Genomic DNA, 23,871 nt, shown 5'->3' on the forward strand with positions numbered 1-23,871 from the left:
GGCGCCGCTGCCCCTGTGCCGGATCAGGCCGGCGGAGCCGCCGACGTTGCCGGGGCCGCCGGCGGCGTCGCCGCCCGCGCGTTCATGTACTGGTTGGTCGTGAGCCCCATGGACACGTAGATGCTGGTCAGCCCCTCGATGCCCACGTCGGCGCGGCTCACCCAGTCCTCGGGCACGTAGAGCAGGCCACCGCCCACCGGCACCGGCGCCGTCGGCACGAGCACGCCCAGGTAGCGGCGGCCGCCGTCCATGACGACGGGCTCGGGCGTGCAGAGCAGCGCCAGCACGGCGATTTTCTGGCCGTCGGCCGGCTGTGCCTCGGGATCCGGGCGGCCACCGAAGTGCAGCCAGACCGGGCTCATGGAGCCCAGGCCGTCGCCGCTCTTGCGCGAGAACAGGTCGACCATGCGCTTGACCACGTCGTAGATGTTGCGCACCAGCGGAATGCGCTTCATGAGCCGGTCGACGATGCGCTGCAGCCCGCGCTGCAGACCGGCCTGCACCAGCACGCCCAGCACGTAGATGGCAGCGCACAGCAGCAGCAGGCCCAGCGCGTAGCCGATGGATTCGGAGCGCGTGACGGAAAAGCCGATCGCCACCAGCACCGAGCCGAACAGGCTGGACGGGCCGAACCAAGCCGCCAGCAGCTGCCAGAACCAGCCCAGCAGCGTCAGCGTGGCGGCCAGCGGCAGGACGGCCAGCAACCCGGTCAGGAAGGGACGGGCGAGGTGTTTGGACTGGGCCTGCAGGCGGGCGAGCATGGTGGTATGGCGACGGGTAGGGTGGGGGCGGGCGATGGTAAAGCCAGGGGGCGGCCGGCGAATGCCCGCAGCAACAGCGGTGTCAGCCCGTGCATGTCGGCCAGCACGGGGCCGCGTGGCGCCAGGCCCGCGTCGAAGCCGGCATCCAGCAGGCGCTGGCGCAGCAGCGGGTCGTGCGCGATCACGTGCACGGGCACGTCCCATGGCGCCTGGTCGCCGCTGACGCCGGAGAAGGCCTGGTGGTCGCCCAGCACGATGGTCACCAGGCCCGGCGGCGCCATCCGCTGCAGGTAGTCGCCGAGCCAGGTCCATGTGCCGGCGATGGACTGCACGTAGGCCGGCACGGGCGTGCGCAGCGAGACCGGCTCGTCCAGCGCCACGGCGTGCTGCTGCGCGGTGTAGGGGGCCGGGCCTGCGAGCTGCGCCCAGTCGGCCACGAAGGGTGCGAGCGGGCGGAACGGCGCATGGCTGTCCAGCGTGGGAAAGACGACGAAGCGCGGCGCGCGCGGTTGCGGCCCGGCCAGCTCCTGCGCGTGCAGCAGCGCCATGGCGGCCTGGTCCGGCAGCCGTGCGGGGCCGAACAGCGGGCCGGCGTAGCCCATGCTGCGTGCGTCGGCGATGCGGTCGAAGCCGAAGAAGCGGCCCTCGGGCCAGTCGCGCTGCAGCCCCGGCATCCAGCCCACGGTGCGCCAGCCGTGCGTGCCGAAGTGCTGCACCAGCGTGCGGCGCTGGCTGCTGAGCAGCAGTTCGTAGTCCAGCGGGTCGCGCGTGTCCACGCCGCTGAGCAAGGCGCCATGGGCCAGCCAGGAGCCACCGGCGAAGGTGGGCGAGCGCACGCGTGCCGAGACGGCCCAGCGGCCACTCGCGGCGATGGCCTGGGCCAGCGCGGCGCGCGGAGCGGCGAGTGCGGCGTCCTGCGCCGGCCGGTCCAGCGTGCTGACGCCGTAGGACTCGGAGAACAGCAGCAGCACGTCCGCGCCCTGCAGGCCCGCCAGGTCGCTGTCGAAGGCCGGGCTGGGTGTCAGGCGTTGGGCCGCTGCATCGCGCGGCAGCAGCAGCGCCGTCAGTGCGAGCTGGCGGGCCAGCACGGGCGTGATGCTGCCGGCGAACCAGCGGTACCGGTCCAGCCCGTGCACGCCGTGCGCGGCGAACACGGCCAGCAGCATCGCGCTGGCGCCCAGCGCCGCGTGGCGCAGCGGCCGGACGGTGAGCGCGCTGCCCAGCATGCGCCAGTTCGCCAGCAACAGCCGGTACAGCAGCCAGCCGGCCAGCGCGAGCGCGCCTGCGCCCAGCACCACCTGCCAGCGCGCGACACCCTGGTCGGCCAGCGCCTGGCCCAGGTGGCGGCCATCCCAGTAGATGTGCAGCGTGCGGCCGTACAGCGCGGCCGAACTGACCTCGGCCAGCCGCACCACCGCCAGCACGGTGCAGGCGAGGGCCAGCGTGCGCACCAGCCACTGCGGTACGCCGCCACCCCAGCCGGCCCAGGCCGCGGCCAGCAGCAGGGCCGCGCAGAGTTCGGGCGCGATGCGCGCCGTCGGCTGCGGCCAGGGTGTGGGGCCGGGGTTGACCAGCGTCAGCAGCGCGTTGACCAGCAGCAGCGGGACGGCCAGCTGCAGCAGCGGTCGGCTGCCGTTCACCGGCGGATGGCCTCGAACTCGATCAGCAGCTGCACCTCGTCGCCGACCCAGCCGTTGGCCACGCCGTAGTCCATGCCGAAGGCGCTGCGCTTGAGGCTGCCGCGCGCCGAGACGCCCATGGTGTGGACCTTGGTGATGGGCGAGGGCGCGCTCTTGTTCCAGGTCGCGGTGAGGGTCAGCGGCTGCTTGCGGCCCAGCAGCTCGAGCTCGCCGGCGATCTCGTACTGGCGCTCGCCCGTGCGCTTGCCGCCGGTCGCGGTGAAGACCATGCGCGGGAAGGTCGATGCGTTCAAGAAGTCGGCGCCGCGCACATGCCGGTCGCGGCCGTTGTGCTGGGTGGTTGCGCTGTCGGTCTCCACCTCGATGCGCACCGCGCCGAGCTGGCCGCTGGCCTCGTCGAAGCTGTAGCTGCCACTGGCCTTGCGGAACTGGCCCAGCACCTTGGCGTAGCCGATGTGCTCGACGAGGAAGGCCAGCGTCAGGTGGTCGGGGTCGATCTCGTAGCGCGCGCTCTGCGCGAATGCAGGCAAGGCCGTGAAGAGCAGGCCGGCGCACAGGCTGGAACACAGGGCACGGCGCAGGCTGGAGCGGGATGCGGTCATGGGTGGAACTCCGTGGGTGCCGGCGCGCGCGCCAGGCAGGCGATGTCGATGGTGTCTAGACGCCCGCAGGCAAGGCATTGATGCCGTAGCCGGCGAGGGCGGCGACCAGGTTGGCCGGTGTGTGGTTGTTGGCCGAGCCCGCGCCGTTGTTGGCAAGCTGGTTGCGGGCCGCCGTGGCCGCCAGGAATTTGGCGTCGGCGTCGCCGTTCGTCGTCGCGAACACACGCAGGATGGCAGCGTGCCCGGCCAGCTCGCGGGCTGCGGCCGCCTGCGTGCTGCGCAGCCCCGAAAGATCCCCGATGGCGTCAAGCCGGCGCCGGTTGGCGCTCTTGAAGTGCGCCGTGAGCTGGTTCTGCCGGTCCGGCGTGCAGTTGATCCGGATGTCGACCTCGTGGGCGCGGGTGATCTCGTTGTGGCCAGCGACACCCGAGTGCGCGAGCGCTGCCGTCACCGCCGCGTTCAGCGGATGTTCCAGCTTGCCGATCACGGCCGTGACGGCGTTGATCACGGGCCGGGGCGCCGACGACCACGCGTGGTGCCACGACTGGTCGACGCCGGCGCCGGCGTCGCCGGCCCGCATGTGCGGCACCAGGGCCGGGTCCACGGCCATTGCGGCGGCACGCTTGCTGCCATACATCTGGAAGTACCAGCGGTCTCGGGGCGCAGCGTCCCCGGCGGCTCCGACGACCCCCGCATCTTCCACCTTGCGGTTGTAGTTCTCCAGCGTCACATGGTCGCCGCCGCTCTTCATGACGACACCACCGAAGTGCGTGCCCCAGCTTTCCTGGCTGGCGCGCATGTACTGGTTGGTGGCTTCGTCGAACTGACGCACGCCGAGGCCGCCGAGGTCGCGCAGCGCCCCCAGGGACATGCTGCCGTACATGTCGCCGATGTCGGGATCGGCGTATGCGTTGATGCCGAGTGCCTGTTCGCGGCCTTCCATGGTGGCGGCGAGACCGCCGGGATGGGCGCGCTCGTGGGCGACCTGGTTGTTGATGTTGTTGGGGTCAGGCAGTGGCACGTGCAGCGCACCCATGACGTTGCCGACGTCCCTGGCATGGGCGTTCAGAATGGCCGTCGTCGAGGGAGTGCCGCGCGCGACATGGTGTGCAAGCTGGTCATACACGCCGTCGGTGCGCGCGCCGCTGGGGGCGTTCGCGGGCGCGCCCACACCGAGCTTGACGTCGGTCGTCGAGTCGCTCGCACCCGTCAGCCCCAGGGCCACCGCGTCGCAGTTCATGTCCGTCTGAAAGTTCGCGGGCACCACTTCGACGAGTTGGTGCGCGGCCGCCATGTTGGCGGCATCCGGCACCCGCACGGTGTTGGCCGGGTTGATCGCGAGCTTGTCGGCGCCGCCGCGTGCCCGCAGCTGCTCGTTGGCGTGCACCACGAGGGCGGCGTCGGCGAAGAACACGCGGGGCTGGCGTCCCGTGAGGTCCACGTCCTCGATGGCCAGGCGGCCGTCGTCGGAGATGCGCAGATCGGCCGTCGGCCCCGGGCCCAGCGCCGGGTTGTCGTCGACGAGGTTCAGGTTGCCGGCGAAATCGCGGTACGAATTGGTGCCCGCATGCTGCTCCATCGCTGGCAGGGTCGACGCGATCTGCACATTGGCGGCGGCCTGCTGGGCATGGTCGACGCGGAAGTAGCCCTGGAGCACGGGGCCGGCGGCAGGCTCGGCTGCCTGCGTGGGCGGCACCGTAGGCGCGGCGTGGCCGTCGCGTGCCAGCTGCAGGGCGCGGGCGCCCATCACGTCTGCTTCGTGTTCCAGCCTTGCCTCGGCGTTGACGGCCATGCTGGCCTGCTTCTGCACCGCCGGGCGCATGCTGCGGCGTTGTGTCGCGGCGGGGAACAGGCCACCGAGCAACCGGCGCTGGGCCACCATTGCCGGGCTGCCGTGGATTGCCTCGGCCAGTTGGCGCTGTGCCGCGGTGGCGGGGCTGCCCGCCAGCATGGCCTGCGCGACGGCGGCGGCGCGGGCGCCATGGGCCGTGGCCGGTCCCGGCCGCGCACGGCGCGCGCTGTCGGCGCCTCGGTGTTCCTGACCGACCTCGGATTTCGCTGCATGGGCCATGGCGTGCAAGCCTCCGGATGGGAGTGACAGGGCAACACGGGTGGAGTGGCGTGTGCCGACGGGTGTCGGGTGCGGTCCACCCGCGGGCATGGGCGGTGCCATGCGGCCCCGCGGGAGTATCTCCTTCCAGCGCGCCGGGTCAAGCGCTGCCTCGGTCCGCGTCGAACTGGCAACGTGCGCGCCGCCTGGTCAGGGGCGGACCTCCGTGGGGCGCCGGCGCGCATGTGCCAGCCACACGATGTCGACGGCGAACGACCAGGCCAGCAGCGCCAGACTGGCGGCAGCGCTGGCGCTGGACCAGGCTGGCGGAACGACCGGCCCCAGGGACACGATCAGCGCCACGATCTGCACCACGCAGACCGTCTTGCGCCGCCAGCTCGGTGGCAGCGGCGCGTCCAGCCAGGGCCACAGGCGCGCAGCCAGCACGAAGGCATAGCGCATGCCGCCCGCGGCCAGCACCCAGGCACCGGCCTTGCCGAACTCCAGCACGAGCGCGCTGAGCACGAGGATCAGCAGCGCGTCGGTCTCCATGTCGAAGCGGGCACCGAAGGCGCTGGCCTGCCCGCGGGCGCGCGCCAAGGGGCCGTCGACGGCGTCGAGCACGGCCGTCAGCGTCGCCAGCACCACCGCCGCCCAGGCCAGCGGGGGGCGGGCTGCCACCGGCTCGCCCACCGCCGCGGCCAGCAGGGCGGCCAGCGCCAGCCGCGCCAGCGTGATGGCATTGGCCATGCCGAAGCGCCGGTGCGGCGCGTGGTCTGCCAGGCCCTGCCAGACGCAGGCCGCGCCCAGGCCGAACAGCACCAGTGCCTTGGCGAGGTACCAGCCGCCGAAACCGGCCAGCAGGCGCGCGGCCAGTGCTGCGGCCAGCAGCGCCAGCATGGCGCAGCCCAGCGCGAGCGCTGTGTCGCGCTGCAGGGCGGCACGGTCGGGGGCGGCAAGGGCATGGGCGTGGGGCACGGAACTCCTCGATAAGATGCCCGACCAAGCATGCCAGCAACGCATTCACCAAAGGTGTCCAAGGGTTACAGCGCCTGCTGGACGGAAGCGCCCGGTCGCGCCGCGCTGCGCAGCGGCACGCTGCCTGCGCTGCCCGACGGCAGCCTGCAGGTGCGCGCGCTGCACAGCGCCGTGAGCCGCGGCACCGAGCTGCTGGTGTTCCGCGGCGAGGTGCCCGAGAGCGAACACCAGCGCATGCGCGCGCCGTTCCAGGAGGGCGATTTCCCCGGCCCCGTGAAGTACGGCTATGCCAGCGTCGGCGTGGTCGAGGAAGGCCCCGTCGAGTGGCTGGGCCGCCAGGTGTTCTGCCTGCACCCGCACCAGACGCGCTACCAGGTGCCGGTCACGGCGGTGCAGGCACTGCCCGAGGGCCTGCCGCCCGCCCGCGCGGTGCTGGCCGCCAACATGGAGACCGCCGTCAACGCGCTGTGGGATGCCGCGCCGCGCCTGGGCGATCGCATCGCCGTGGTCGGCGGCGGCGTGGTGGGCCTGCTGGTGGCCTGGCTGGCCGCGCGCATGCCGGGCTGCGCGGTCGAGCTCGTCGATGTGCAGCCCGAACGCGCGGCCGTGGCGGCGCGGCTGGGCCTGGCCTTCGCGCTGCCGGCGGCCGCGCGGCCTGCAGCCGATCTGGTGGTCCACGCCAGCGGCCAGCCGCAGGGCCTGGTCACGGCGCTGGGCCTGGCCGGCTTCGAGGCCCAGGTGCTGGAGCTGAGCTGGTACGGCCGGCGTGCCGTGGCATTGCCGCTCGGCGAGGCCTTCCATGCGCAGCGCCTGAGCCTGCGCAGCTCCCAGGTCGGCCACATCGCCACGGCGCAGCGCAGCCGCTGGAGCCACGGCCGGCGCATGGCGCTGGCGCTGGACCTGCTGCGCGACCCCGTGCTCGATGCGCTCGTCACCGACCATGCGCCGTTCGACACCCTGCCCACCGTGCTGCAGCGCCTCTCGGACGGCGCGGCGCAGACCCTTTGCCAACGCATCGACTATCCACCATGACCATCGCATCCACCCTGCAGCACCTCGCCCAGCGCAGCCCGGCCAGTGAACGCAACCGCGAACCCATCCTCGAGCGGCTGCTGGCCTTGCTGCCGCCCGACGGCAATGCGCTGGAGGTCGCCAGCGGCACGGGCCAGCATGTGGCCTTCTTCGCGGCGCGCATGCCGGGCTGGATCTGGCAGCCCAGCGACCGCACGGACGAGGCCTTCGCCTCCATCGACGCCTGGTGCGCGCAGGAGGGCGCGGCCAAGGTGCATGGTCCGGTGCTGCTGGATGCGACGGCGCCACGCTGGCCCGACGACGGCCCGGCCTTCGAGGCCGGCAGCTTCGATCTCGTGCTGTGCGCCAACATGCTGCACATCGCACCCTGGGCCGCCTGCGCCGGCCTCATGCAGGGTGCGGCGCGCTGCCTGGCGGCCGATGGCCGGCTGGTGACCTACGGCCCGTATGTCGAAGCCGACGTGCCGACCGCGCCCGGCAACCAGGCCTTCGATGCCGACCTGCGCCAGCGCAACCCGGCCTGGGGCCTGCGCGCGCTGGCCGACGTGACGGCCGAGGCCGAGGCGGCCGGCCTGCGGCTCGCCGAGCGCCACGCCATGCCCGCCAACAACCTGCTCCTCGTCTTCCAACACGCCTGAACCATGTACAGCGTCAACGTTCGCGACCACTTCATGATCGCCCACAGCTTCCGTGGCGAGGCCTTCGGGCCGGCCCAGCGCCTGCACGGCGCGACCTACGTGGTCGACGCCACCTTCCGGCGCCGCGCACTGGACGCCGACGGCATGGTGGTCGACATCGCGCTGGCCACCAGCGTGCTGCGCGAGGTGCTGTCTGAATTCAACTTCCGCAACCTGGACGACGAGAGCGCCTTCACCGGCCAGAACACCACGACGGAGTTCATGGCCCGCGTGGTGTTCGAGCGCATCGCCGCGCGCGCGCAGGCCGGTGAGCTGGGGCCGCACGCCCATGGGCTGGCGTCGCTGCGCGTGCGGCTGCACGAGTCGCACGTGGCCTGGGCCGAGTACGAAGGTCCGCTGGCGCCGGCCTGATGGCGGGGATGGCGCGCCACTGCGTGTTCCTGGTGCCCGGCGATGCGCAGGCGCGCACAGGTGGCACGCTGTACGACCGCCGCATCGCCGAGGGCCTGCGCGCCCTCGGCTGGCAGGTCGACTGGTGCTCGCCCGGCGATGGGTTTCCCTCGCCGGGTGCGCCAGCGCGTGCGCAGGCGGCCGCCTGCACCGCGGCCCTGCCCGATGGTGCGCTGGTGGTGGCCGACGGCCTGGCCTTCGGCGTGCTCGCTGAACTGGCCGAACGCCATGCACAGCGGCTGCGCTGGGTGGCGCTCGTGCACCACCCGCTGGCGCTCGAGAGCGGGCTGTCGCCGCAGGAGCAGGACCGGCTGCAGGCCAGCGAGCGGCGCGCGCTGGCCTGCGCGCGCCAGGTGATCGTGACCAGTGCGGCAACGGCGCGGGCCCTCGGTGCCTACGGCGTGCCGGCCACGCGCACCGCCGTGGTCGAGCCGGGAACCGACCCGGTGCCGCCCGCGCAGGGCAGCGGGCAGGGCCTGTCGTTGCTGTGCGTGGCCACGGTCACGCCGCGCAAGGCCCACGCGCTGCTGCTGCAGGCGCTGGCCGGCCTGCGCGAGCGGCCCTGGCACCTGCATTGCGTCGGCAGCCTGGACCGCGATGCGGCCACGGCTGCGGCAGCGCAGGATCTGGTGCAGGCCTTGGGCTTGGGTCAGCGCGTGACCTGGCACGGCGAAGTCGCGGCCGAGCCGCTGCAAGCGCTGTACGCGCAGGCCGATCTGTTCGTGCTGCCTTCGCTGTACGAGGGCTACGGCATGGCCTTCGCCGAAGCGCTCGCGCACGGGTTGCCGGTGCTCGGCTGCGCAGCCGGCGCCGTGCCCGACACCGTGCCGGCCACGGCCGGCGTGCTGGTGCCGCCCGGCGATCCGGTGGCCCTGCAGGCCGCGCTGCAGCCGTTGCTTGACAACACGGCGTGGCGGCAGGCGCTGGCGGCTGGCGCGCGCGCCGCCGGCCAGCGGCTGCCGCGCTGGGAGCAGGCGGCCGCCCGTTTCGCTGCCGTGCTGGAGGCCTCGGCATGAGCGGCTTCAGCCGCGGCTGGCTGGCCTTGCGCGAGCCCTTCGATCGGGCCGCACGCGCGGCCGGCGATGCCGCCCTGGCCGCCCTGGCCCGGCACGGCCCGCCGGGCACGCTGGAGGTGCTGGACCTGGGCTGCGGCACCGCCAGCAGCCTGCGTGCGCTGGCGCCGCGGCTCGGCGGTGCGCAGCGCTGGTGCCTGGTCGACCACGACCAGGACCTGCTCGCCACCGTGCCGCGCACCATGCAGGCCTGGGCTGAAGGCCATGGGCTGCAGATCGAATGGACGTGCCGCCGGGCCGACCTCGCCACGGGCCTGGCGGCCCTGCCGTTTCCGCAGGCCGGCCTGGTCACGGCCTCCGCGCTGCTCGACCTGGTGTCCGAGGCCTGGCTGGCCGAGCTGGTGGCGCGCAGCCGCGCGGCGCAAGCTGCCGTGTGCTGGTCGCTCAGCGTCGATGGGCGGCTGGACTTCACGCCGGCCGATCCGGCCGATGCGAAGGTGCTGGCGCTGTTCGCTGCGCACCAGCGGCGCGACAAGGGCTTCGGCCCGGCACTCGGCGAGACGGCACCGGCGCGTGCCGACGCGCTGCTGCGTGCAGCCGGCTACCGCACGGTGCTGACGCAGAGCGACTGGCGCATCGCCGGTGCCCGCGGCGCGGACGACCAGGCCATGCTGCAGGCGCTGGTCGAGGGCATGGCCCTGGCCGCGCAGGAGCAGGGGCCGGCGCAGGCCGCTGCGGTGGAGGCCTGGCGCGCACGCCGCCTCGCAGGCCTGGCCGGCACGCAGCTGTGCGTGGGCCACACCGACGTGCTGGGCACGCTGTAACGGGCGGCGGTTAGCCGCGCAGGTCCATGTCCCACAGCACATCGCCGCCCAGGGCGAAGGTGCGCGTGGGTGGCCGCAGCGCCTGGGCCATCGCGTCGGCGCGGCGCACCTGCAGGCCGGGCCGGCCCGCGCCGATCACCACGGGCGCGACGATCAGGTGCAGCCGGTCCAGGCAGCCCTGCTGCGCGAACTGCGACACCGTGACGCCGCCGCCCTCGACGAACAGCGTGCGCAGGCCCCGCGCGGCCAGTGCCGCCCGCAACGCCGGCAGGGGCAGCTGGCCGTCCGCGCCGGGCGCCAGGGCGATGACCTGGTCGGCACCGAGCCGGGCCTCGGCCTGTGCGCGGCACGCGGTGTCGCAGACCAGCAGCGTGGGCGCCGCGCCGTCGCGGAACACGCGGGCATCGCCCCGCACGCGCAGCCGCGGATCGAGCACCACGCGCACGGGGTTGGGGCCGGCCACATGGCGCGTGGTCAGCTGCGGGTTGTCCAGGCTCGCGGTGCTCGCGCCCACGATCACGGCGTCGCAGAGCGCGCGCAGGCGGTGCAGGTGCGTGAGGCCTTCGGGGCCGTTGACGTAGAAGGCGTCGCCGCAGTGCGTGGCGATGCAGCCGTCCAGGCTCTGGCCCAGTTGCGCGATGGTCCAGTCGGCGCTGGCGCCCTGGCGGTCCAGCAAGGGCTTGAGCAGCGCGAACAGCTGCTCGGCCTCGGCGTCCCAGCCCGGCCGCAGGGCGTAGCCGCCGGCCTCGGACCAGCGCAAGGGCGTGCCATCGGCCTGCGGCGGCCGGCCTTCGCGCCGGCGCTGCGCGAGGGACAGGCACAGGGGCCACAAAGCTTCGATGCCGGTGTGCGGCAGGGGAACAGCGCTCAGGGTTTTCTCCCGGGGGACAGGCGCGCACCGGGCTGGCGCGGGCGGCTGCGGACCATGCTAGCAGCGCGTGGCCGGTGCCACTGTAGGCCATCGAGCCTTCGCCGGCAGCACCGCGGTGGCCACGCAAACACGTTCTTATACTGGTTCGCGCCATGCCCGATACGTCATCCCCCTTGCCGGCCGAAAGCTGGCCCTATGTGCAGATCCTCGTGCGGCTGGCGCTGTCCCTTGCGCTGGGCCTGTTGATCGGCCTGGAACGCGAGCGCCGCGGCAAGGAGGCCGGGCTGCGCACCTTTGGCTTCGTGGCCTTGCTGGGCGCGCTGGGCGGCTCGCTCGGAACGCCGTTCGCCCTGGCGACGCTGGCGCTGACCGGCATGCTGACGGTGGTGCTCAACGTGCAGACCCTGCGCGCCAACCAGGGCGCCGAACTGACCACGTCGGCGGCGATGCTGGTGACCTGCATGGCGGGCATCCTGTGCGGGCTGGGCCACACCATCTCGCCGGCCGCGGTGATGGTGATCGCCACCGCGCTGCTGGCCTGGAAGGAGCGGCTGGCCGGCTTCTCCATGGGGCTGTCGGAGAGCGAGCTGCGCTCTGCGCTGCTGCTGGCCATCCTGGCCATCGTCATCTACCCGGCCCTGCCGGCCGGCGCCATCGGCCCCTTCGGCCTCGTGGAGCCACGCGCGGCCTGGGTCACGGTGATCCTGATCGCCGGCATCGGCTTCGTGAACTACATCCTGTGGAAGATGTACGGCACCCGCGGCGCCGAGCTCTCCGGCTTTCTGGGTGGCCTGGTCAACAGCAACTTCACGGTGATCGAGATGGCCTCGCGCGTGCGCCAGTCGGCCGGCGCGCTGCAGGGCACGGCGTTTCGCGGCATCCTGCTGGCCACCGCCGCGATGCTGCTGCGCAATGCCGCGCTGCTGGCCATCCTCGCGCCGCTGGCGCTGCTGGGTTCGCTGGGCGCCTTCGGCCTGATGCTGCTGTGCTGCCTGGTGCTCGTGCTGGCAAGCCTGCGTGGGCGCCGCGGCATGCCGCCGGTGCAGGCCCCGGCCATCACGCTGGACCTGCCGTTCTCGCTGCCCCAGGCGCTCAAGTACGGCGTGGTGTTCCTGCTGCTGCACGTGGTGGGTGCGCTCACGCAGCGCCAGTTCGGCGATGCAGGCTTCTACTTCGTGAGCGTGGTCGGCGGGCTGATGTCCAGCGCCAGCGCCGTGGCGGCCGCCGCCACGCTGGCCGCGCAGGGCAGCCTGGCGCCCGGCGTGGCCGGCACGGGCGCGGTGCTGGCCTCGTTCACGAGCATGGCGTTCAGCCTGTCCTTCGTGCTGCGCACGCGCGAGCGCGGGCTGATCCTGCGCCTGGGCGCCGCCATGCTGGGCGTTGCCGCTGCGGGCATGGCGGGGCTGCTGCTGGCGCGCCGGCTCGAACCCTGGCTCATGCAGTGGCTGCCGGCGCTGGGCCGGTTGCATTCCTAGCCCGGCGCAGCTTGTGGCCCTGGCGGCCGGGGTGGCGGCCGGGCCGCGAACGCGAACACGATCTGCGTGATGCCTGCTGCCAGCCCCAGCGTGGCGGCCACCTGCCAGGCCAGCGTGTAGTTGCCGAGCAGGTCGTAGACCAGCCCGCCGCCGAAAGCACCCAGGAAGCTGCCGAGCTGGTGGCTGCAGAAGGCCACGCCGGCCAGCATGGCCTGCCAACGCAGGCCGAAGGTGTCGGCGATCCAGCCCGACACCAGCGGCGCCACGCCCAGCCACAGGAAGCCCATGATGGATGCGAACACCAGCGTGCTCTCGACCGTGGGCAGGGTGCGGAAGTACCAGACCACGACGACCGAGCGCAGCAGGTAGATCAGTCCCAGCAGCATCTGCTTGGGCCAACGGCCACCCGCCCAGCCGAAGAACAGGCTGCCCAGTACGTTGAAGCCGCCGATCAGCCCGAGCGCCTGCGCGCTGAGCATGGGCTGCATGCCGCACAGGTCCAGGTAGGCCGGCAGGTGGGTGGTCAGGAACACCAGCTGCATGCCGCAGACGAAATACGCCAGCGACATGACGACGAAGGGCCGGTGCGCCAGTGCCATGCGCAGCGCGCTGCCGGCGCCTTGTTGCATGCCGCCGGCCGGCTGCACCGGCGCGGGCAGGCGGTCGACCCGGCCGGCCCACCAGGCGGCCGGCAGCATGGCCAGCGCCAGCACCGCGAAGGCCGCCACGCCCATGCGCCAGCCCGATTGCTGGCTGATGGCCTGGCCCAGCGGCGCGGCGATCAACGCGCCCAGCGAGCCGGCCGCCGAGACCATGCCCAGCACGCTGCTGCGCAGCACCGGCGGCACGGAACGCGCGGCCACGGCCATGGCCAGTGCGCTGCCAGTGCAGGCCATGGCGGCGCCGATCAGGATGCCGGCGCCCAGCAGCACGCCGAGGAAGCCCTGCGCCATGGCCAGCAGCACCAGCCCGAGCAGGTACAGCACCGCACCGCCGAGCAGCAGTGGCCGGTAGCCCACGCGCACGGCCAGCGCGCCGGCGAACGGCTGGAAGAAGCCCCAGGCCAGGTTCTGTACCGAGATCGCAATCGTGAAGTCGGAGACCGAGATGCCGATGTCGCGCGTGAGCGGCGGCATGAACAGGCCCAGGCTTTGGCGCAGGCCCATGGCCAGGCTCAGCAGCAGCGAGGCGCCGAGGAGGATGGGAAGGACGGGGCGCAGGGCGGTCCAGCGGGACATCGCTTGTCTCTTCTTGGTGTGGGGAGCGGTCGAGCATAGTCCTGCGGCCACGCACCGGCGCGCAGGGCTGTCGCCTGCGTGTCTTGCCGGCGCGGTCAGCCGGCCTTGCCCACGAACCCGACCAGCGCGCCCATGGTCTGCTCCGGCGCCTCTTCCATGAGCCAGTGGCCCGAGCCCTTGACGATGGCGCCTTCCACGTTGTCCGCCACCAGCCGCCCCTGGTCGATCAGGAACTGGCCGCCCGCCTTCTCGCCGCTGAGCACCAGCATGGGCATCTGCAGCTTGGTCTGCGCGAAGCCGGCGAAGTCCTTGGCATCCTGCTCGAAGGCCTTGAAGTACTCGAAGCCGGCGCGCATGCCGCCGGGCTGCCCATACGCCGCGGCGTAGAGGCGGCGGTCGGCCTCGGGCACCGAGTGCTTGGGGTCGGCGGCGAAGTCGTTCCAGAAGTGCTCGAAGTAGATGCGCTCGCGGCCGTGCACGAGCTTGAGCGGCGTTTCGCCGTGGAAGTGGAAATGCCACAGGTCGCGCAGCAGCCAGACGTGGGTCCAGTCGCCCACGCCGGGCAGGAAGGCGTCCATGAGCACGATGCTCTCCACCTCGTCCGGGTACTGGGCCGCGTAGGCATAGGCCACCATGAGGCCGATGTCGTGGCCGACGATGCGCACCTTGCGGTGGCCCAGGCCCTGCACCAGCGCGTGGATGTCCTGCGCCATGCTCTTCTTGTCGTAGCCGGTTGCCGGCTTGTCGGAGCCGCCGGCGCCGCGCAGGTCGGGTGCGATCACGGTGCGGCTGGCCGCCAGCTGCGGCATCAGTGGGCGCCACATGTGGCTGGTCTCGGCGTAGCCATGCAGCAGCACCACCGGTGTCGCATCCTTGTCGTTGCCGGCCTGCAGGTAGTGCAGGCGGATGCCGTTGGCGCTGGCCGTGCGGCTGTGGATGGTGGTGGCCGCGGGCTTGGCGGTCTGCGCTTGTGCGAAGACGCTCGACGCCAGCAGGGTGGCAGCGGTGGCCAGGCGGCGGTTCATGGTGCGGGTCATCAGGCGGTTTGGCAGGTCCATGGTGTTCTCCTCGGGGTTCACAGCTGGCTCATGCCGCCGTCGATGACGATCTCGGTGCCGACGATGAAGGCCGACTCGGGTGCCGACAGGTGCAGCACGGTGGAGGCCACCTCCTGTGGCGTGCCGAAGCGGCCCAATGGGATCTGGCCCTGGATCTGCGCGGCCACGGCCTGTTGCGTGGCGGCGTCCAGGCCCAGCTTGCCGTACAGCGGCGTCGCCACCGGGCCAGGGCTGACCACGTTGACGCGGATGCCGCGCGGCAGCAGTTCGGCCGACAGCGTCTTGGCCAGCGAGATCAGCGCGGCCTTGCTGGCGGCGTACACGCTGGTGTTGGGCATGCCGATGTGGGCGTTGATGCTGCCGTTGAGCACGATGGACGCGCCCCGGTTCAGCAGCGGCAGCAGCGCCTGGATCTGGAAGAAGGCGCCCTTGACGTTGGCATCGAAGCTCTGGTCCCACACCGCCTCGTCCACATCGGCGAACGGCAGCATGCGCGCCATGCCGGCGTTGATGAAGACGGCGTCGATGGCGGTGAAGCCCTGCGCTTGCAAGGCGGCGGCGAGTTCCCGGGCCGAGGCCGCCGTGCCAGTGGTGTTGGCGATGGCCACGGCGCCGTGGCCGATGTCCGCCACAGCGCTGTCCAACGCCGCGGCGCCCCGGCCGGTGATCGCCACGCGAGCACCTTCGGCGGCGAAAGCCTGTGCGGCCGCCAGGCCGATGCCGCTGCCGCCACCGGTGACCAGCACTTGCTTGTGTTCAAAACGTTCCATGATGTTCAACTCCTTCGAATGGTCCAGCGAACTTGCTGTGAGAGCGATGGTCCGCCGTTTCGCGGGCTGTGCCTTACCATGGCGACGATGCACACGTGCGAAATCGTCGAACATGTTGTCGGCCGATGAACTGGCGCTGCTCGAGGCCATCGAGCGCAGTGGCAGCCTGTCGCGCGCGGCGGCGCAGCTGGGCAAGGCGCCCTCGACCGTGTCGCACGCGGCGCGCCAACTGGAGGCGCGGTTCGACGCGCTGCTGTTCGACCGGCGCCGCTACCGCCTGCAGCTCACGCCGGCCGGCCAGTTGCTGGCGCAGGGCGCGGCCCAGATGTCGCAGGAGGCCGCGCGCCTGACCCGGCGCGTCAAGCAGGTGGCGGGCGGCTGGGAGGACCGGCTGTGGATCGTCACGGACGAGCTGCTGGAGATCGACACCCTGCTGCCGGTGGTGCAGGCCTTCGATGCGCTGCAATCCGGCGTCTCGCTGCGCATCACGCACGAGGTGCTGGGCGGCACCTGGGAAGCGCTGCGCGACGGCCGCGCCGACATCGTGGTCGGCGCCACCAACGAACCGCCGGCCATTCCCCGGCTGCGCTGGACCGAGCTTGGCGCGCTGGACTGGGTGTTCGCCGTGTCACCGCGCCACGCGCTGGCCACCGCGCCCGAGCCACTGCAGCGCGAGGCGGTGGTGGCGCACCGCAGCGTGGTGGTGGCCGACACGGCGCGCCACGCCGGCGCGCGCGGCTATGGCACGCAGGGCGGGCAGCCGGTGCTGGCCGTGCCCAGCATGCTGGCCAAGGTGCGTGCGCAGCGTGCGGGCCTGGGCGTGGGCTGGCTGCCGCGGCACCGCGTGTCGGGCCTGCTGCAGCGTGGCGAACTGGTGGAAAAGCGCATGGCCGACCCGCGCGAGCCCAACACCCTGTACCTCGCCTGGCGTGGCGACCACGACGGCCGTGCGCTGGCCTGGTGGGTGGAGCAGTTCCAGCAGCCGCGGCTGGCCAGGCGGCTGGTGGACGGGTTGGTGATGGACGGGGGCTGAGGCTGTGTCAGAACGGGCAGGGCGCAGAGAAGTGCAGCGGCTGTCCGCTGACCGGGTGCGCCAGCGCCAGGGCGCAGGCGTGCAGCAGCAGCCGCGGTGCCGAGGCCTGCACGGCGGCGCTGGCATACAGCGCATCGCCCAGGATGGCATGGCCCTGGGCCGCCAGGTGCAGCCGCAGCTGGTGCGAGCGGCCCGTGACCGGCTCCAGTGCCAGCCGGCTGCGCGCGGCACTGCGCTCGAGCAGTTGCCAGCGCGTGCGGCTCGGCTTGCCGGCCGCGGGATCGACGATGGACAGCGGCCGGCGGGCCCAGTCCAGGCGGATCGGCAGGTCGATCAGGCCCCAGCCGTCGGCCTCTGGCGGCAGCGTCCAGTCGCCATCGACCACGGCCTCGTAGCGCTTGTCGACGCGGCGCTGCTCGAAGGCCATCGACAACGCACGCTGCGCCGCCGCCCCGCGGCCCATGATCACGAGGCCCGAGGTGGCCATGTCGAGCCGGTGCACGACCAGCGCGTCGGGGTAGAGCGCCTGCGCGCGTGCGGCCAGGCAGTCCTGTTTGTCCGGGCCGCGGCCCGGCACGGACAGCAGGCCGGCGGGCTTGTCGAGCACCAGCAGCGCCTCGTCCGCGTGGACGACCTCGAGCCCTGCGCTCAAGCGTTCTCCTGCAGCAGCCGCTGCACTGTGGCGCAGAGTTCCTGCACGTCGTTGGGCTTGTGGATCAGCGCGCGCGCGCCCTCGGCCATGGCCTCGCGCTCGATCTCGGCCGTGACATAGCCCGATGCCAGTGCCACGGGCAGGTCGGCGCGGATGCCGCGCGCCTCGCGCACGAGGTCCACGCCGCAGTAGCCGGGCATGTTGTAGTCGGTCACGACCAGGTCGTAGCCCTGCGGCTCGGCGCGCAGGGCCTCGGTGGCCTCGTGCGGATCGGTGAAGCCGCTGACGCGAAAGCCGCGCCGGCGCAGCAGCCGCTCGACCAGGAACACCAGCGCCTGGTCGTCGTCCACGTACATCACGTGCTGGCCGCTGCCCTGCACGCTGGCCGGCGCGGGCGGTGCGCTGGCGGCGGCCTCGGCCGCCTCGCTCGTGGACGGGAAGTACAGCATGAAGTGGCTGCCGCGGCCGGGCTCGCTGTGCACGTCCACCGCGCCGCCGTTGCTGCGCATGACGCCGTGCACCACCGCCAGGCCCAGGCCCGTGCCCTGGCCGACTTCCTTGGTCGTGAAGAAGGGCTCGAAGATGCGCTCGCGCGTGGCCGGGTCCATGCCGGGGCCGTTGTCGCGCACGCTGAGCCGCGCGTAGTGGCCCGGTGCCAAGCCCAGCCGCGCGCAGCGCGCGGGCGTGGGCGATTCGGTCTGCAGCTCGATCCAGACGGTGCCACGCGCCTCCGGCGTGGCCTGGATGGCCTGGATGGCATTGGTGCACAGGTTCAGCACCGCCTGCTCGACCTGCGTGGGATCGGCCAGCACCGCGGGCACGCCGGGATGCACGCGCAGCAGCAGTTCCACCTGCGGGGGCAGCGTCACGCGCAGCAAGCGCTCCGTCTCGACCGTGACCTCGGCCAGGTCAGTGGGCACGCGGCGCGGCGCCTCGTTGCGGCTGAAGGTCAGGATCTGGCGCACCAGGTCGCGCGCGCGCCGGCCGGCCTTCTCGATCTCGCGCAGGCTTTCCTGCGCCGTGCTGTTCAGGCCGCTGTCTTCCTTGGCCAGTTCCACGTTGCCCAGAATGGCGTGCAGGATGTTGTTGAAGTCGTGCGCGATGCCGCCGGCCATGGTGCCCACGGCCTGCATCTTCTGCGACTCGCGCAACTGCGCTTCCAGCGCATTGCGCTGCGCCTCCTCGCGCTTGCGCGCGGTCAGGTCGCGCGCGAACACGGTGGTGGTGTCGCCGAAGGCCATGCTGACCTCCACCGGCACGGCGGCGCCCAGCGCGGTCAGGGCCTGCATCTCGGTGGCCGGCAGCTCGGTGGAGATCTGGTGCATCGCCAGCACCTCGGCCGCATCGGGGAAGAAGCGCTCCAGCGGGCTGCCCAGCGCGTCGGCCGGCGGGCACTGGAACAGCGCGGCGGCCGTGGGGTTGAACACGGTGATGCGGCGCTCGCGGTCGACGCAGACGATGGCGTCCAGCGAGGAGTTGATGATGTCGGCCAGCCGTGCCTCGCTCAGGCGCAGCTGCTCGTTGCGCTGCTGCAGTTCGGCGCCGCTTTGCAGCAGCGCGCGGCGCTCGGCCAGCAGCGGGCCCTGGTCGATCACGGCGCAGATGAAGTGCGCCATGGGCTCGTGCGCGTTGTCCAGCCGCGCGATGTGCAGGTCGCCGGTGATGGCGCCGTCGTCGCCGATCTGGAACACCACCTCCTTGGCTTCGGCATGGCCTTCGGTGCGGGCCTGGGCGAAGGCGGCCTGCACCGCGGCGGCGCTGCCGGCGCTCACGAAGGGCATCAGGAAGTTGAGCGGACGGTCGCGCTCGGTCGGCTGGAACGAGCGCTGCGCCATCGAGTTGCTCTGCACCACGAGGTCGTGCTCGTCGATGACCATGAGCGCCAGCGGCACGCTGGAGAACAACGTCTCGAAGCGCTCGGAGGCGGCCTCGGCCATGGACTGGCTGTAGCGCAGGACCTTGTTCTGGCTCTCTAGCTCGGCCTGGTAGGTGCGCAGGTCGCGGATCAGCTGGGGCAGCTGGTAGCTCTCGATGGCCGGCGCATCGGCCGGCACGTCCAGCGGCGGGCGGGCGGGCGTCGTCATCGCGCGCCGCCCCTGGCCCAGCTCAGGCGTAGGCCTCGACCGGCACGCAGCTGCAGAACAGGTTGCGGTCGCCGTAGACGTTGTCCACCCGCGCCACCGGTGGCCAGTACTTGGCCAGGGACTGGCCCGGCTTGGCCACGGCACCGAGTTCGCGCGCATAGGGGCGCGACCATTCGGCCTGCAGCAGCGTGGCGGCGGTGTGGGGAGCGTTCTTGAGCGGGTTGTCGCCTGTGGGCCATGTTCCGTTTTCGACCTGCCGGATCTCGGCGCGGATGGCGATCATCGCATCGATGAAACGGTCCAGTTCGAACAGGGTTTCGCTCTCGGTCGGCTCCACCATCAGGGTGCCGGCCACCGGGAAGGACAGCGTGGGCGCGTGGAAACCGTAGTCGATCAGGCGCTTGGCCACGTCCTCGGCCGTCACGCCGCTGGTCTTGGTGATGCCGCGCAGGTCCAGGATGCACTCGTGCGCCACATGGCCGTTGGCCGACGCGTACAGCGTGGGGAAGTGCTCGCGCAGCCGCGCGCTGACGTAGTTGGCCGACAGGATGGCGGTCTCGGTGGCCTGGGTGAGGCCGGCGGCGCCCATCATGCGGATGTACATCCAGCTGATCGGCAGCACGGCCGCATTGCCCAGCGGCGCGGCCGACACGGCGCCGACGCCGCCATGGTCCAGCCCGGCCGTGTCGTGGCCGGGCAGGTAGGGCAGCAGGTCCTCGACGACGCAGACCGGGCCGACGCCGGGCCCGCCGCCACCGTGCGGGATGCAGAAGGTCTTGTGCAGGTTCAGGTGGCTCACGTCGCCGCCGAACTCGCCCGGCGCGGCCACGCCGACCAGCGCGTTCATGTTGGCGCCGTCCACGTAGACGCGGCCGCCGTGCTGGTGCACCAGCGCGCAGAGCTCCTTGACCTGGGTCTCGAACACGCCGTGCGTGCTGGGGTAGGTGATCATCACGCAGGCCAGGCGGTCGGAATGCTTCTCGCACTTGGCGGCGAGGTCGGCCAGGTCCACGTTGCCCTGGGCGTCGCAGGCCGTCACCACCACCGTGAGGCCGACCATCTGCGCGCTGGCCGGGTTGGTGCCGTGGGCGGACGAGGGGATCAGGCAGATGTCGCGCTGGCCCTGGCCGCGCGCCTTGTGCCAGGCGCGGATGGCCTGCAGGCCGGCGTACTCGCCTTGCGAGCCGGCGTTCGGCTGCAGGCTGATGCCGGCGTAGCCCGTGGCCTGGCTGAGCCAGTCGCACAGCTGTCGGTTCAGCGTGGCGTAGCCCTGCAGCTGGTCCGCGGGCGCAAAGGGGTGGATCTCGGCGAAGCCCGGCCAGGTGATCGGGATCATCTCGCTGGTGGCGTTCAGCTTCATGGTGCAGCTGCCCAGCGGGATCATGCTGCGGTCCAGCGCGAGGTCCTTGTCCGAGAGCGCGCGGATGTAGCGCAGCATGCCGGTCTCGCTGTGGTGGGTGTTGAACACCGGATGCGCGAGGAAGGGCGTGCTGCGGCGCAGGGCGGCCGGGATGCGGTCGGGCGCGCCGGCTTCCAGCGTGGGGAAGGCCGGCACCTTGGCGGCATCGTCGGCGAACCAGGTCCACAGCGAGACGATGTCTTCGCGCGTGGTGGTCTCGTCCAGCGCCACGCCCAGGCAGTCCTCGGCCAGCAGCCGCAGGTTGGCCTGGCCGCGCTGGGCGCGGTCGAGGATGGCGGAGGTCTGTGCGCCGGTGCGCACGGCCAGCGTGTCGAAGCCGTCAGCGTGCACGAGGGCGAAGCCCATCTGCTCCAGCCCGCGTGCGAGGATGGCGCAAAGCCGTGCCGTGCGCTGCGCGATGCGGGTGAGGCCCTGCGGGCCGTGGTAGACCGCGTACATGCTGGCGATCACGGCCGGCAGCACCTGCGCCGTGCAGATGTTGGAGGTGGCCTTCTCGCGGCGGATGTGCTGCTCGCGCGTCTGCAGTGCGAGGCGGTAGGCGGGGCGGCCTTCCACGTCCACGCTGACGCCGACGAGGCGGCCCGGCAGCGAGCGCTTGAAGGCGTCGCGGCAGGCCATGTAGGCCGCGTGCGGGCCACCGTTGCCCATCGGCATGCCGAAGCGCTGCGTCGTGCCGACCACGATGTCGGCGCCCCAGCTGCCGGGCGGCGCCAGCAGCACCAGGGCCAGCAGGTCGGCGGCCACGCAGAGCGCGGCGTCCTGCGCGTGCAGCGCGTCGGCCAGGCCGGCGACCTCGGGCAGCGCGCCGGCCGTGCCGGGGTACTGCAGCAGCAGGCCGAAGCCGGCCTGCGTGCGCAGCGTGGCCAGCGGCGCGACCAGCACCTCGATGCCCAGCGGCTCGGCGCGCGTGCGCACCACCTCGATGGTTTGCGGATGGCAGTCGTCCGCCACCAGGAACACGTTGCTCTTGCTCTTGACGCTGCGCCGGGCCAGCGTCATGGCCTCGGCCGCGGCCGTGGCCTCGTCCAGCATCGAGGCGTTGGCGATGTCCATGCCGGTGAGGTCGGTCACCATGGTCTGGAAGTTGACCAGCGCCTCCATGCGGCCCTGGCTGATCTCGGCCTGGTAGGGCGTGTAGGCCGTGTACCAGGCCGGGTTCTCCAGGATGTTGCGCAGGATGACGCCCGGCGTCAGCGTGCCGTGGTAGCCCTGGCCGATGTAGCTTTTGAACACGCGGTTCTGCGCCGCGATGGCGCGCAGTTCGGCCAGCGCCGCGGCTTCGCTCGCCACCGGCGGCAGCTGCATGGGCGTGGCGCGCGCGATGCTGGCCGGCACGATGCCGGCCACGAGTTCCTGGCGCGAAGAGGCCTCGACCACGGCCAGCATGCGGGCCTCGTCGGCCGGCGTGATGCCGATGTGGCGGGCGATGAACTCGGACGGGTTCTCGAGTTCGGCAAGGGTGGGCGTGGTCTCGGCCATGGCGCGCAGGATCCGGTGGTTGTGTCGGTTAGCTATTGGCAGCGAAGGCGTTGTAGGCGGTCTCGTCGAGCAGCGCGTCGAGTTGCGCGGCATTCGACAGCTTCACCTTGAAGAACCAGCCGGCGCCCAGCGGGTCGCTGTTGGCCAGGGCCGGATCGGCGCGCAGGGCTTCGTTGACCTCGGTGATCTCGCCGTCGACGGGCATGTAGACGTCGGCCGCGGCCTTGACCGATTCGACGACGCCGGCCACGTCCTTGTGCGCCAGCGTCTTGCCGACCTCGGGCAGGTCGACGAACACCACGTCGCCCAGCGCATCCTGCGCGTGCACGGTGATGCCGACGGTGGCGGTGTCGCCCTCGACCTTCAGCCATTCGTGGTCTTCGGTGTACTTGATCATGGGTTGTCCTCGGGTTGGGGAAAAAGGGGTCAGCCGCGGTGGTAGCGCGGCGGGGTGAAGGGCAGGGGAGCGACTTCCATGGGCACGGCCTTGCCGCGCACGATGGCGTTGATCTTCGTGCCCAGCGCAGCAAATTCCGTGCGCACGTAGGCCATGGCGATGGGCTTGTCCACGCTGGGCGCGAGCAGGCCGCTGGTCACTTCGCCGATGGCCTCGCCATCGCTGGACTGCAGGGCGGTGTGCTCGCGCACGGGCACGCGCGCCAGCGCGATGAGGCCCACGCGCTTGCGCTCGACGGGCGTGCTGCCGTCCAGCTGCGCCAGCACCTTGGCAGCGCCCGGGAAGCCGCCAGCGCGTGCGCCGCCCGTGCGGCGCACCTTCTGCATGGCCCAGTTCAGGTTGGCCTCGACCGGCGTGGTCGTGGTGTCGATGTCGTTGCCGTACAGGCACAGGCCGGCTTCCAGCCGCAGCGAGTTGCGCGCGCCCAGGCCGATGGGCAGCACCTCGGGCTGCTCCAGCAGCGCGCGGGCCAGCGATTCGGCCCAGGGCTCGGGCACGGAGATCTCGAAGCCGTCCTCGCCCGTGTAGCCGCTGCGCGTGATGTACAGCGCAGCGCCGTTCCAGTCGAAGGCACCGCCGGTCATGAACACGAGCTTCTCGACATTCGGCACGACCCGCGCCAATGCGTCGACGGCCTTGGGGCCCTGCAGCGCGAGCAGGCCGTGGCCGGACATCGGCACCACGGCGCAGCGCGCGCCGATGTGCGCCTGCATGTGCGCGATGTCCGCCACCTTGCAGGCGCCGTTGACGATCACGAACAGATGCTCGCCGCGGTTCACGAACATCAGGTCGTCGAGGATGCCGCCGTTCTCCGCCAGCAGCAGGCCGTAGCGCTGCTTGTCGATGCCCAGGCCCAGCACGTCGACGGGGATCAGGGTCTCGAATGCGGCCGCCGCGTCGGGGCCTTCCAGGCGCAGCTGGCCCATGTGCGAGACGTCGAACAGGCCGGCCGAGGCACGCACCTGCAAATGCTCGGCCATCAGGCCCTTGGGGTACTGCACCGGCATGCTGTAGCCAGCGAAAGGAACCATGCGCGCGCCCAGTTCCAGATGGAGGGCGTGCAGCGGCGTGTGCAGCAAGGTGTCGGAGGACATGGCGGACTTCCCGGAGGCAGAAACACAACATGGCGTCTGGACGCCATGGGCTGCCTCGCTGTCCGCTTTACCTGAGAGATTCGCCGCTTGCGCGGGTTGCCCCTTCGGTGGACCCGCTCGGGGCGGGCCTCTCTCCAGTGAGGAAGGTCTCGGAAGACCTGGGTCAGTCTTTTTGCCTGAGCGTTCGGGTGGTGTCCTGCGCCGTCGGCGGCCCTTGCGAGAAGGGCTCTCTCCTGACGGCGCGAATTCTAA

General features: G+C 72.1%; 21 protein-coding genes and 2 riboswitches. Of the genes, 7 read left to right on the forward strand and 14 right to left on the reverse strand.

Features of this window, described 5'->3' with window-relative positions; all coding sequences use genetic code 11:
- Positions 1–23: 23 nt before the first annotated feature.
- The 5 genes from DES41_RS21565 to DES41_RS21585 all read right to left on the reverse strand — a co-directional run bounded on the left by DES41_RS21565 (position 24) and on the right by DES41_RS21585 (position 6,031).
- Entirely contained in the window at positions 24–761 is a 738-nt protein-coding gene (locus DES41_RS21565) for a DUF502 domain-containing protein (RefSeq protein WP_114469728.1), read from the reverse strand.
- On the reverse strand, positions 710–2,401 hold the full coding sequence (locus DES41_RS21570) for an alkaline phosphatase family protein (RefSeq protein WP_114469729.1): 1,692 nt from the start codon (positions 2,399–2,401) through the stop codon (positions 710–712). Before DES41_RS21570 ends, DES41_RS21565 begins: the two co-directional genes overlap by 52 nt.
- Complete coding sequence (locus DES41_RS21575) at positions 2,398–3,003, reverse strand: YceI family protein (RefSeq protein WP_114469730.1); 606 nt, start codon at positions 3,001–3,003, stop codon at positions 2,398–2,400. The genes DES41_RS21570 and DES41_RS21575 overlap by 4 nt, the downstream gene beginning before the upstream one ends.
- Before the next feature lie 55 nt (positions 3,004–3,058).
- Positions 3,059–5,074 (reverse strand): hypothetical protein, encoded by a 2,016-nt coding sequence (locus DES41_RS21580; protein WP_114469731.1) that lies wholly within the window; start codon positions 5,072–5,074, stop codon positions 3,059–3,061.
- 189 nt (positions 5,075–5,263) lie between these two features.
- Complete coding sequence (locus tag DES41_RS21585) at positions 5,264–6,031, reverse strand: CDP-alcohol phosphatidyltransferase family protein (RefSeq protein WP_211333040.1); 768 nt, start codon at positions 6,029–6,031, stop codon at positions 5,264–5,266.
- A 30-nt stretch (positions 6,032–6,061) separates the two neighbouring features.
- Between DES41_RS21585 and DES41_RS21590 the strand changes: the two genes are divergently transcribed.
- From DES41_RS21590 to DES41_RS21610, 5 genes are read left to right on the forward strand one after another with little or no spacing between them, the layout of a single operon-like run.
- A complete protein-coding gene (locus DES41_RS21590) occupies positions 6,062–7,063 on the forward strand; it encodes a zinc-dependent alcohol dehydrogenase (RefSeq protein WP_114469732.1) in 1,002 nt (333 codons plus the stop codon).
- The gene (locus DES41_RS21595) at positions 7,060–7,701 is read left to right on the forward strand and encodes a DUF938 domain-containing protein (protein WP_114469733.1); all 642 of its coding nucleotides are present in this window, start codon (positions 7,060–7,062) and stop codon (positions 7,699–7,701) included. Before DES41_RS21590 ends, DES41_RS21595 begins: the two co-directional genes overlap by 4 nt.
- A gap of 3 nt (positions 7,702–7,704) precedes the next feature.
- Complete coding sequence (locus DES41_RS21600) at positions 7,705–8,112, forward strand: 6-pyruvoyl trahydropterin synthase family protein (RefSeq protein ID WP_114469734.1); 408 nt, start codon at positions 7,705–7,707, stop codon at positions 8,110–8,112.
- Positions 8,112–9,167, forward strand: coding sequence for a glycosyltransferase family 4 protein (locus tag DES41_RS21605; protein ID WP_211333041.1), 1,056 nt, complete (start codon positions 8,112–8,114; stop codon positions 9,165–9,167). The genes DES41_RS21600 and DES41_RS21605 overlap by 1 nt, the downstream gene beginning before the upstream one ends.
- Positions 9,164–9,988: a class I SAM-dependent methyltransferase gene (locus tag DES41_RS21610; RefSeq protein ID WP_114469735.1), complete on the forward strand. Its 825-nt coding sequence runs from the start codon at positions 9,164–9,166 to the stop codon at positions 9,986–9,988. Before DES41_RS21605 ends, DES41_RS21610 begins: the two co-directional genes overlap by 4 nt.
- 10 nt (positions 9,989–9,998) lie before the next feature.
- Here DES41_RS21610 and DES41_RS21615 read toward each other — a convergent pair whose 3' ends face one another.
- Complete coding sequence (locus tag DES41_RS21615) at positions 9,999–10,820, reverse strand: RibD family protein (protein WP_211333042.1); 822 nt, start codon at positions 10,818–10,820, stop codon at positions 9,999–10,001.
- A 191-nt stretch (positions 10,821–11,011) separates the two neighbouring features.
- Here DES41_RS21615 and DES41_RS21620 point away from each other — a divergent pair, with 191 nt between their 5' ends.
- Positions 11,012–12,334, forward strand: a complete 1,323-nt coding sequence (locus tag DES41_RS21620; RefSeq protein ID WP_114469736.1) for an MgtC/SapB family protein — start codon at positions 11,012–11,014, stop codon at positions 12,332–12,334.
- Here the strand turns inward: DES41_RS21620 and DES41_RS21625 are convergent.
- The 3 genes from DES41_RS21625 to DES41_RS21635 all read right to left on the reverse strand — a co-directional run bounded on the left by DES41_RS21625 (position 12,331) and on the right by DES41_RS21635 (position 15,400).
- The gene (locus DES41_RS21625) at positions 12,331–13,572 is read right to left on the reverse strand and encodes an MFS transporter (protein WP_114469737.1); all 1,242 of its coding nucleotides are present in this window, start codon (positions 13,570–13,572) and stop codon (positions 12,331–12,333) included. The genes DES41_RS21620 and DES41_RS21625 overlap by 4 nt on opposite strands.
- A 95-nt stretch (positions 13,573–13,667) precedes the next feature.
- The gene (locus DES41_RS21630) at positions 13,668–14,630 is read right to left on the reverse strand and encodes an alpha/beta fold hydrolase (RefSeq protein ID WP_211333043.1); all 963 of its coding nucleotides are present in this window, start codon (positions 14,628–14,630) and stop codon (positions 13,668–13,670) included.
- A 17-nt stretch (positions 14,631–14,647) separates the two neighbouring features.
- Positions 14,648–15,400 (reverse strand): SDR family oxidoreductase, encoded by a 753-nt coding sequence (locus DES41_RS21635; RefSeq protein ID WP_114469738.1) that lies wholly within the window; start codon positions 15,398–15,400, stop codon positions 14,648–14,650.
- A gap of 112 nt (positions 15,401–15,512) precedes the next feature.
- Here DES41_RS21635 and DES41_RS21640 point away from each other — a divergent pair, with 112 nt between their 5' ends.
- Positions 15,513–16,433 carry a LysR family transcriptional regulator gene (locus DES41_RS21640; protein ID WP_114469739.1) on the forward strand — a complete coding sequence of 307 codons (921 nt, stop codon included), beginning with the start codon at positions 15,513–15,515 and terminating at the stop codon, positions 16,431–16,433.
- 7 nt (positions 16,434–16,440) lie between these two features.
- On the opposite strand, the gene DES41_RS21645 is transcribed toward DES41_RS21640, so the two are convergent.
- Genes DES41_RS21645 through gcvT form a run of 5 tightly spaced genes read right to left on the reverse strand, consistent with a single transcriptional unit; the run spans position 16,441 to position 23,619 of the window.
- On the reverse strand, positions 16,441–17,085 hold the full coding sequence (locus tag DES41_RS21645; RefSeq protein WP_114469740.1) for an RluA family pseudouridine synthase: 645 nt from the start codon (positions 17,083–17,085) through the stop codon (positions 16,441–16,443).
- Positions 17,082–19,169, reverse strand: a complete 2,088-nt coding sequence (locus DES41_RS21650) for a PAS domain-containing hybrid sensor histidine kinase/response regulator (protein ID WP_114469741.1) — start codon at positions 19,167–19,169, stop codon at positions 17,082–17,084. Before DES41_RS21650 ends, DES41_RS21645 begins: the two co-directional genes overlap by 4 nt.
- 22 nt (positions 19,170–19,191) lie before the next feature.
- Positions 19,192–22,068, reverse strand: coding sequence for an aminomethyl-transferring glycine dehydrogenase (gene gcvP, locus DES41_RS21655; protein WP_114469742.1), 2,877 nt, complete (start codon positions 22,066–22,068; stop codon positions 19,192–19,194).
- Positions 22,069–22,096: 28 nt separating this feature from the next.
- Positions 22,097–22,465, reverse strand: a complete 369-nt coding sequence (gcvH, locus tag DES41_RS21660; protein WP_114469743.1) for a glycine cleavage system protein GcvH — start codon at positions 22,463–22,465, stop codon at positions 22,097–22,099.
- A gap of 29 nt (positions 22,466–22,494) precedes the next feature.
- On the reverse strand, positions 22,495–23,619 hold the full coding sequence (gene gcvT, locus DES41_RS21665) for a glycine cleavage system aminomethyltransferase GcvT (protein WP_114469744.1): 1,125 nt from the start codon (positions 23,617–23,619) through the stop codon (positions 22,495–22,497).
- A gap of 48 nt (positions 23,620–23,667) precedes the next feature.
- Positions 23,668–23,767, reverse strand: a riboswitch (glycine riboswitch).
- A gap of 6 nt (positions 23,768–23,773) precedes the next feature.
- Positions 23,774–23,865, reverse strand: a riboswitch (glycine riboswitch).
- Positions 23,866–23,871: the final 6 nt, after the last annotated feature.

The sequence above is a fragment of the Pseudorhodoferax soli genome (assembly GCF_003337555.1).
In the GTDB taxonomy this organism is placed as follows: domain Bacteria; phylum Pseudomonadota; class Gammaproteobacteria; order Burkholderiales; family Burkholderiaceae_C; genus Pseudorhodoferax; species Pseudorhodoferax soli.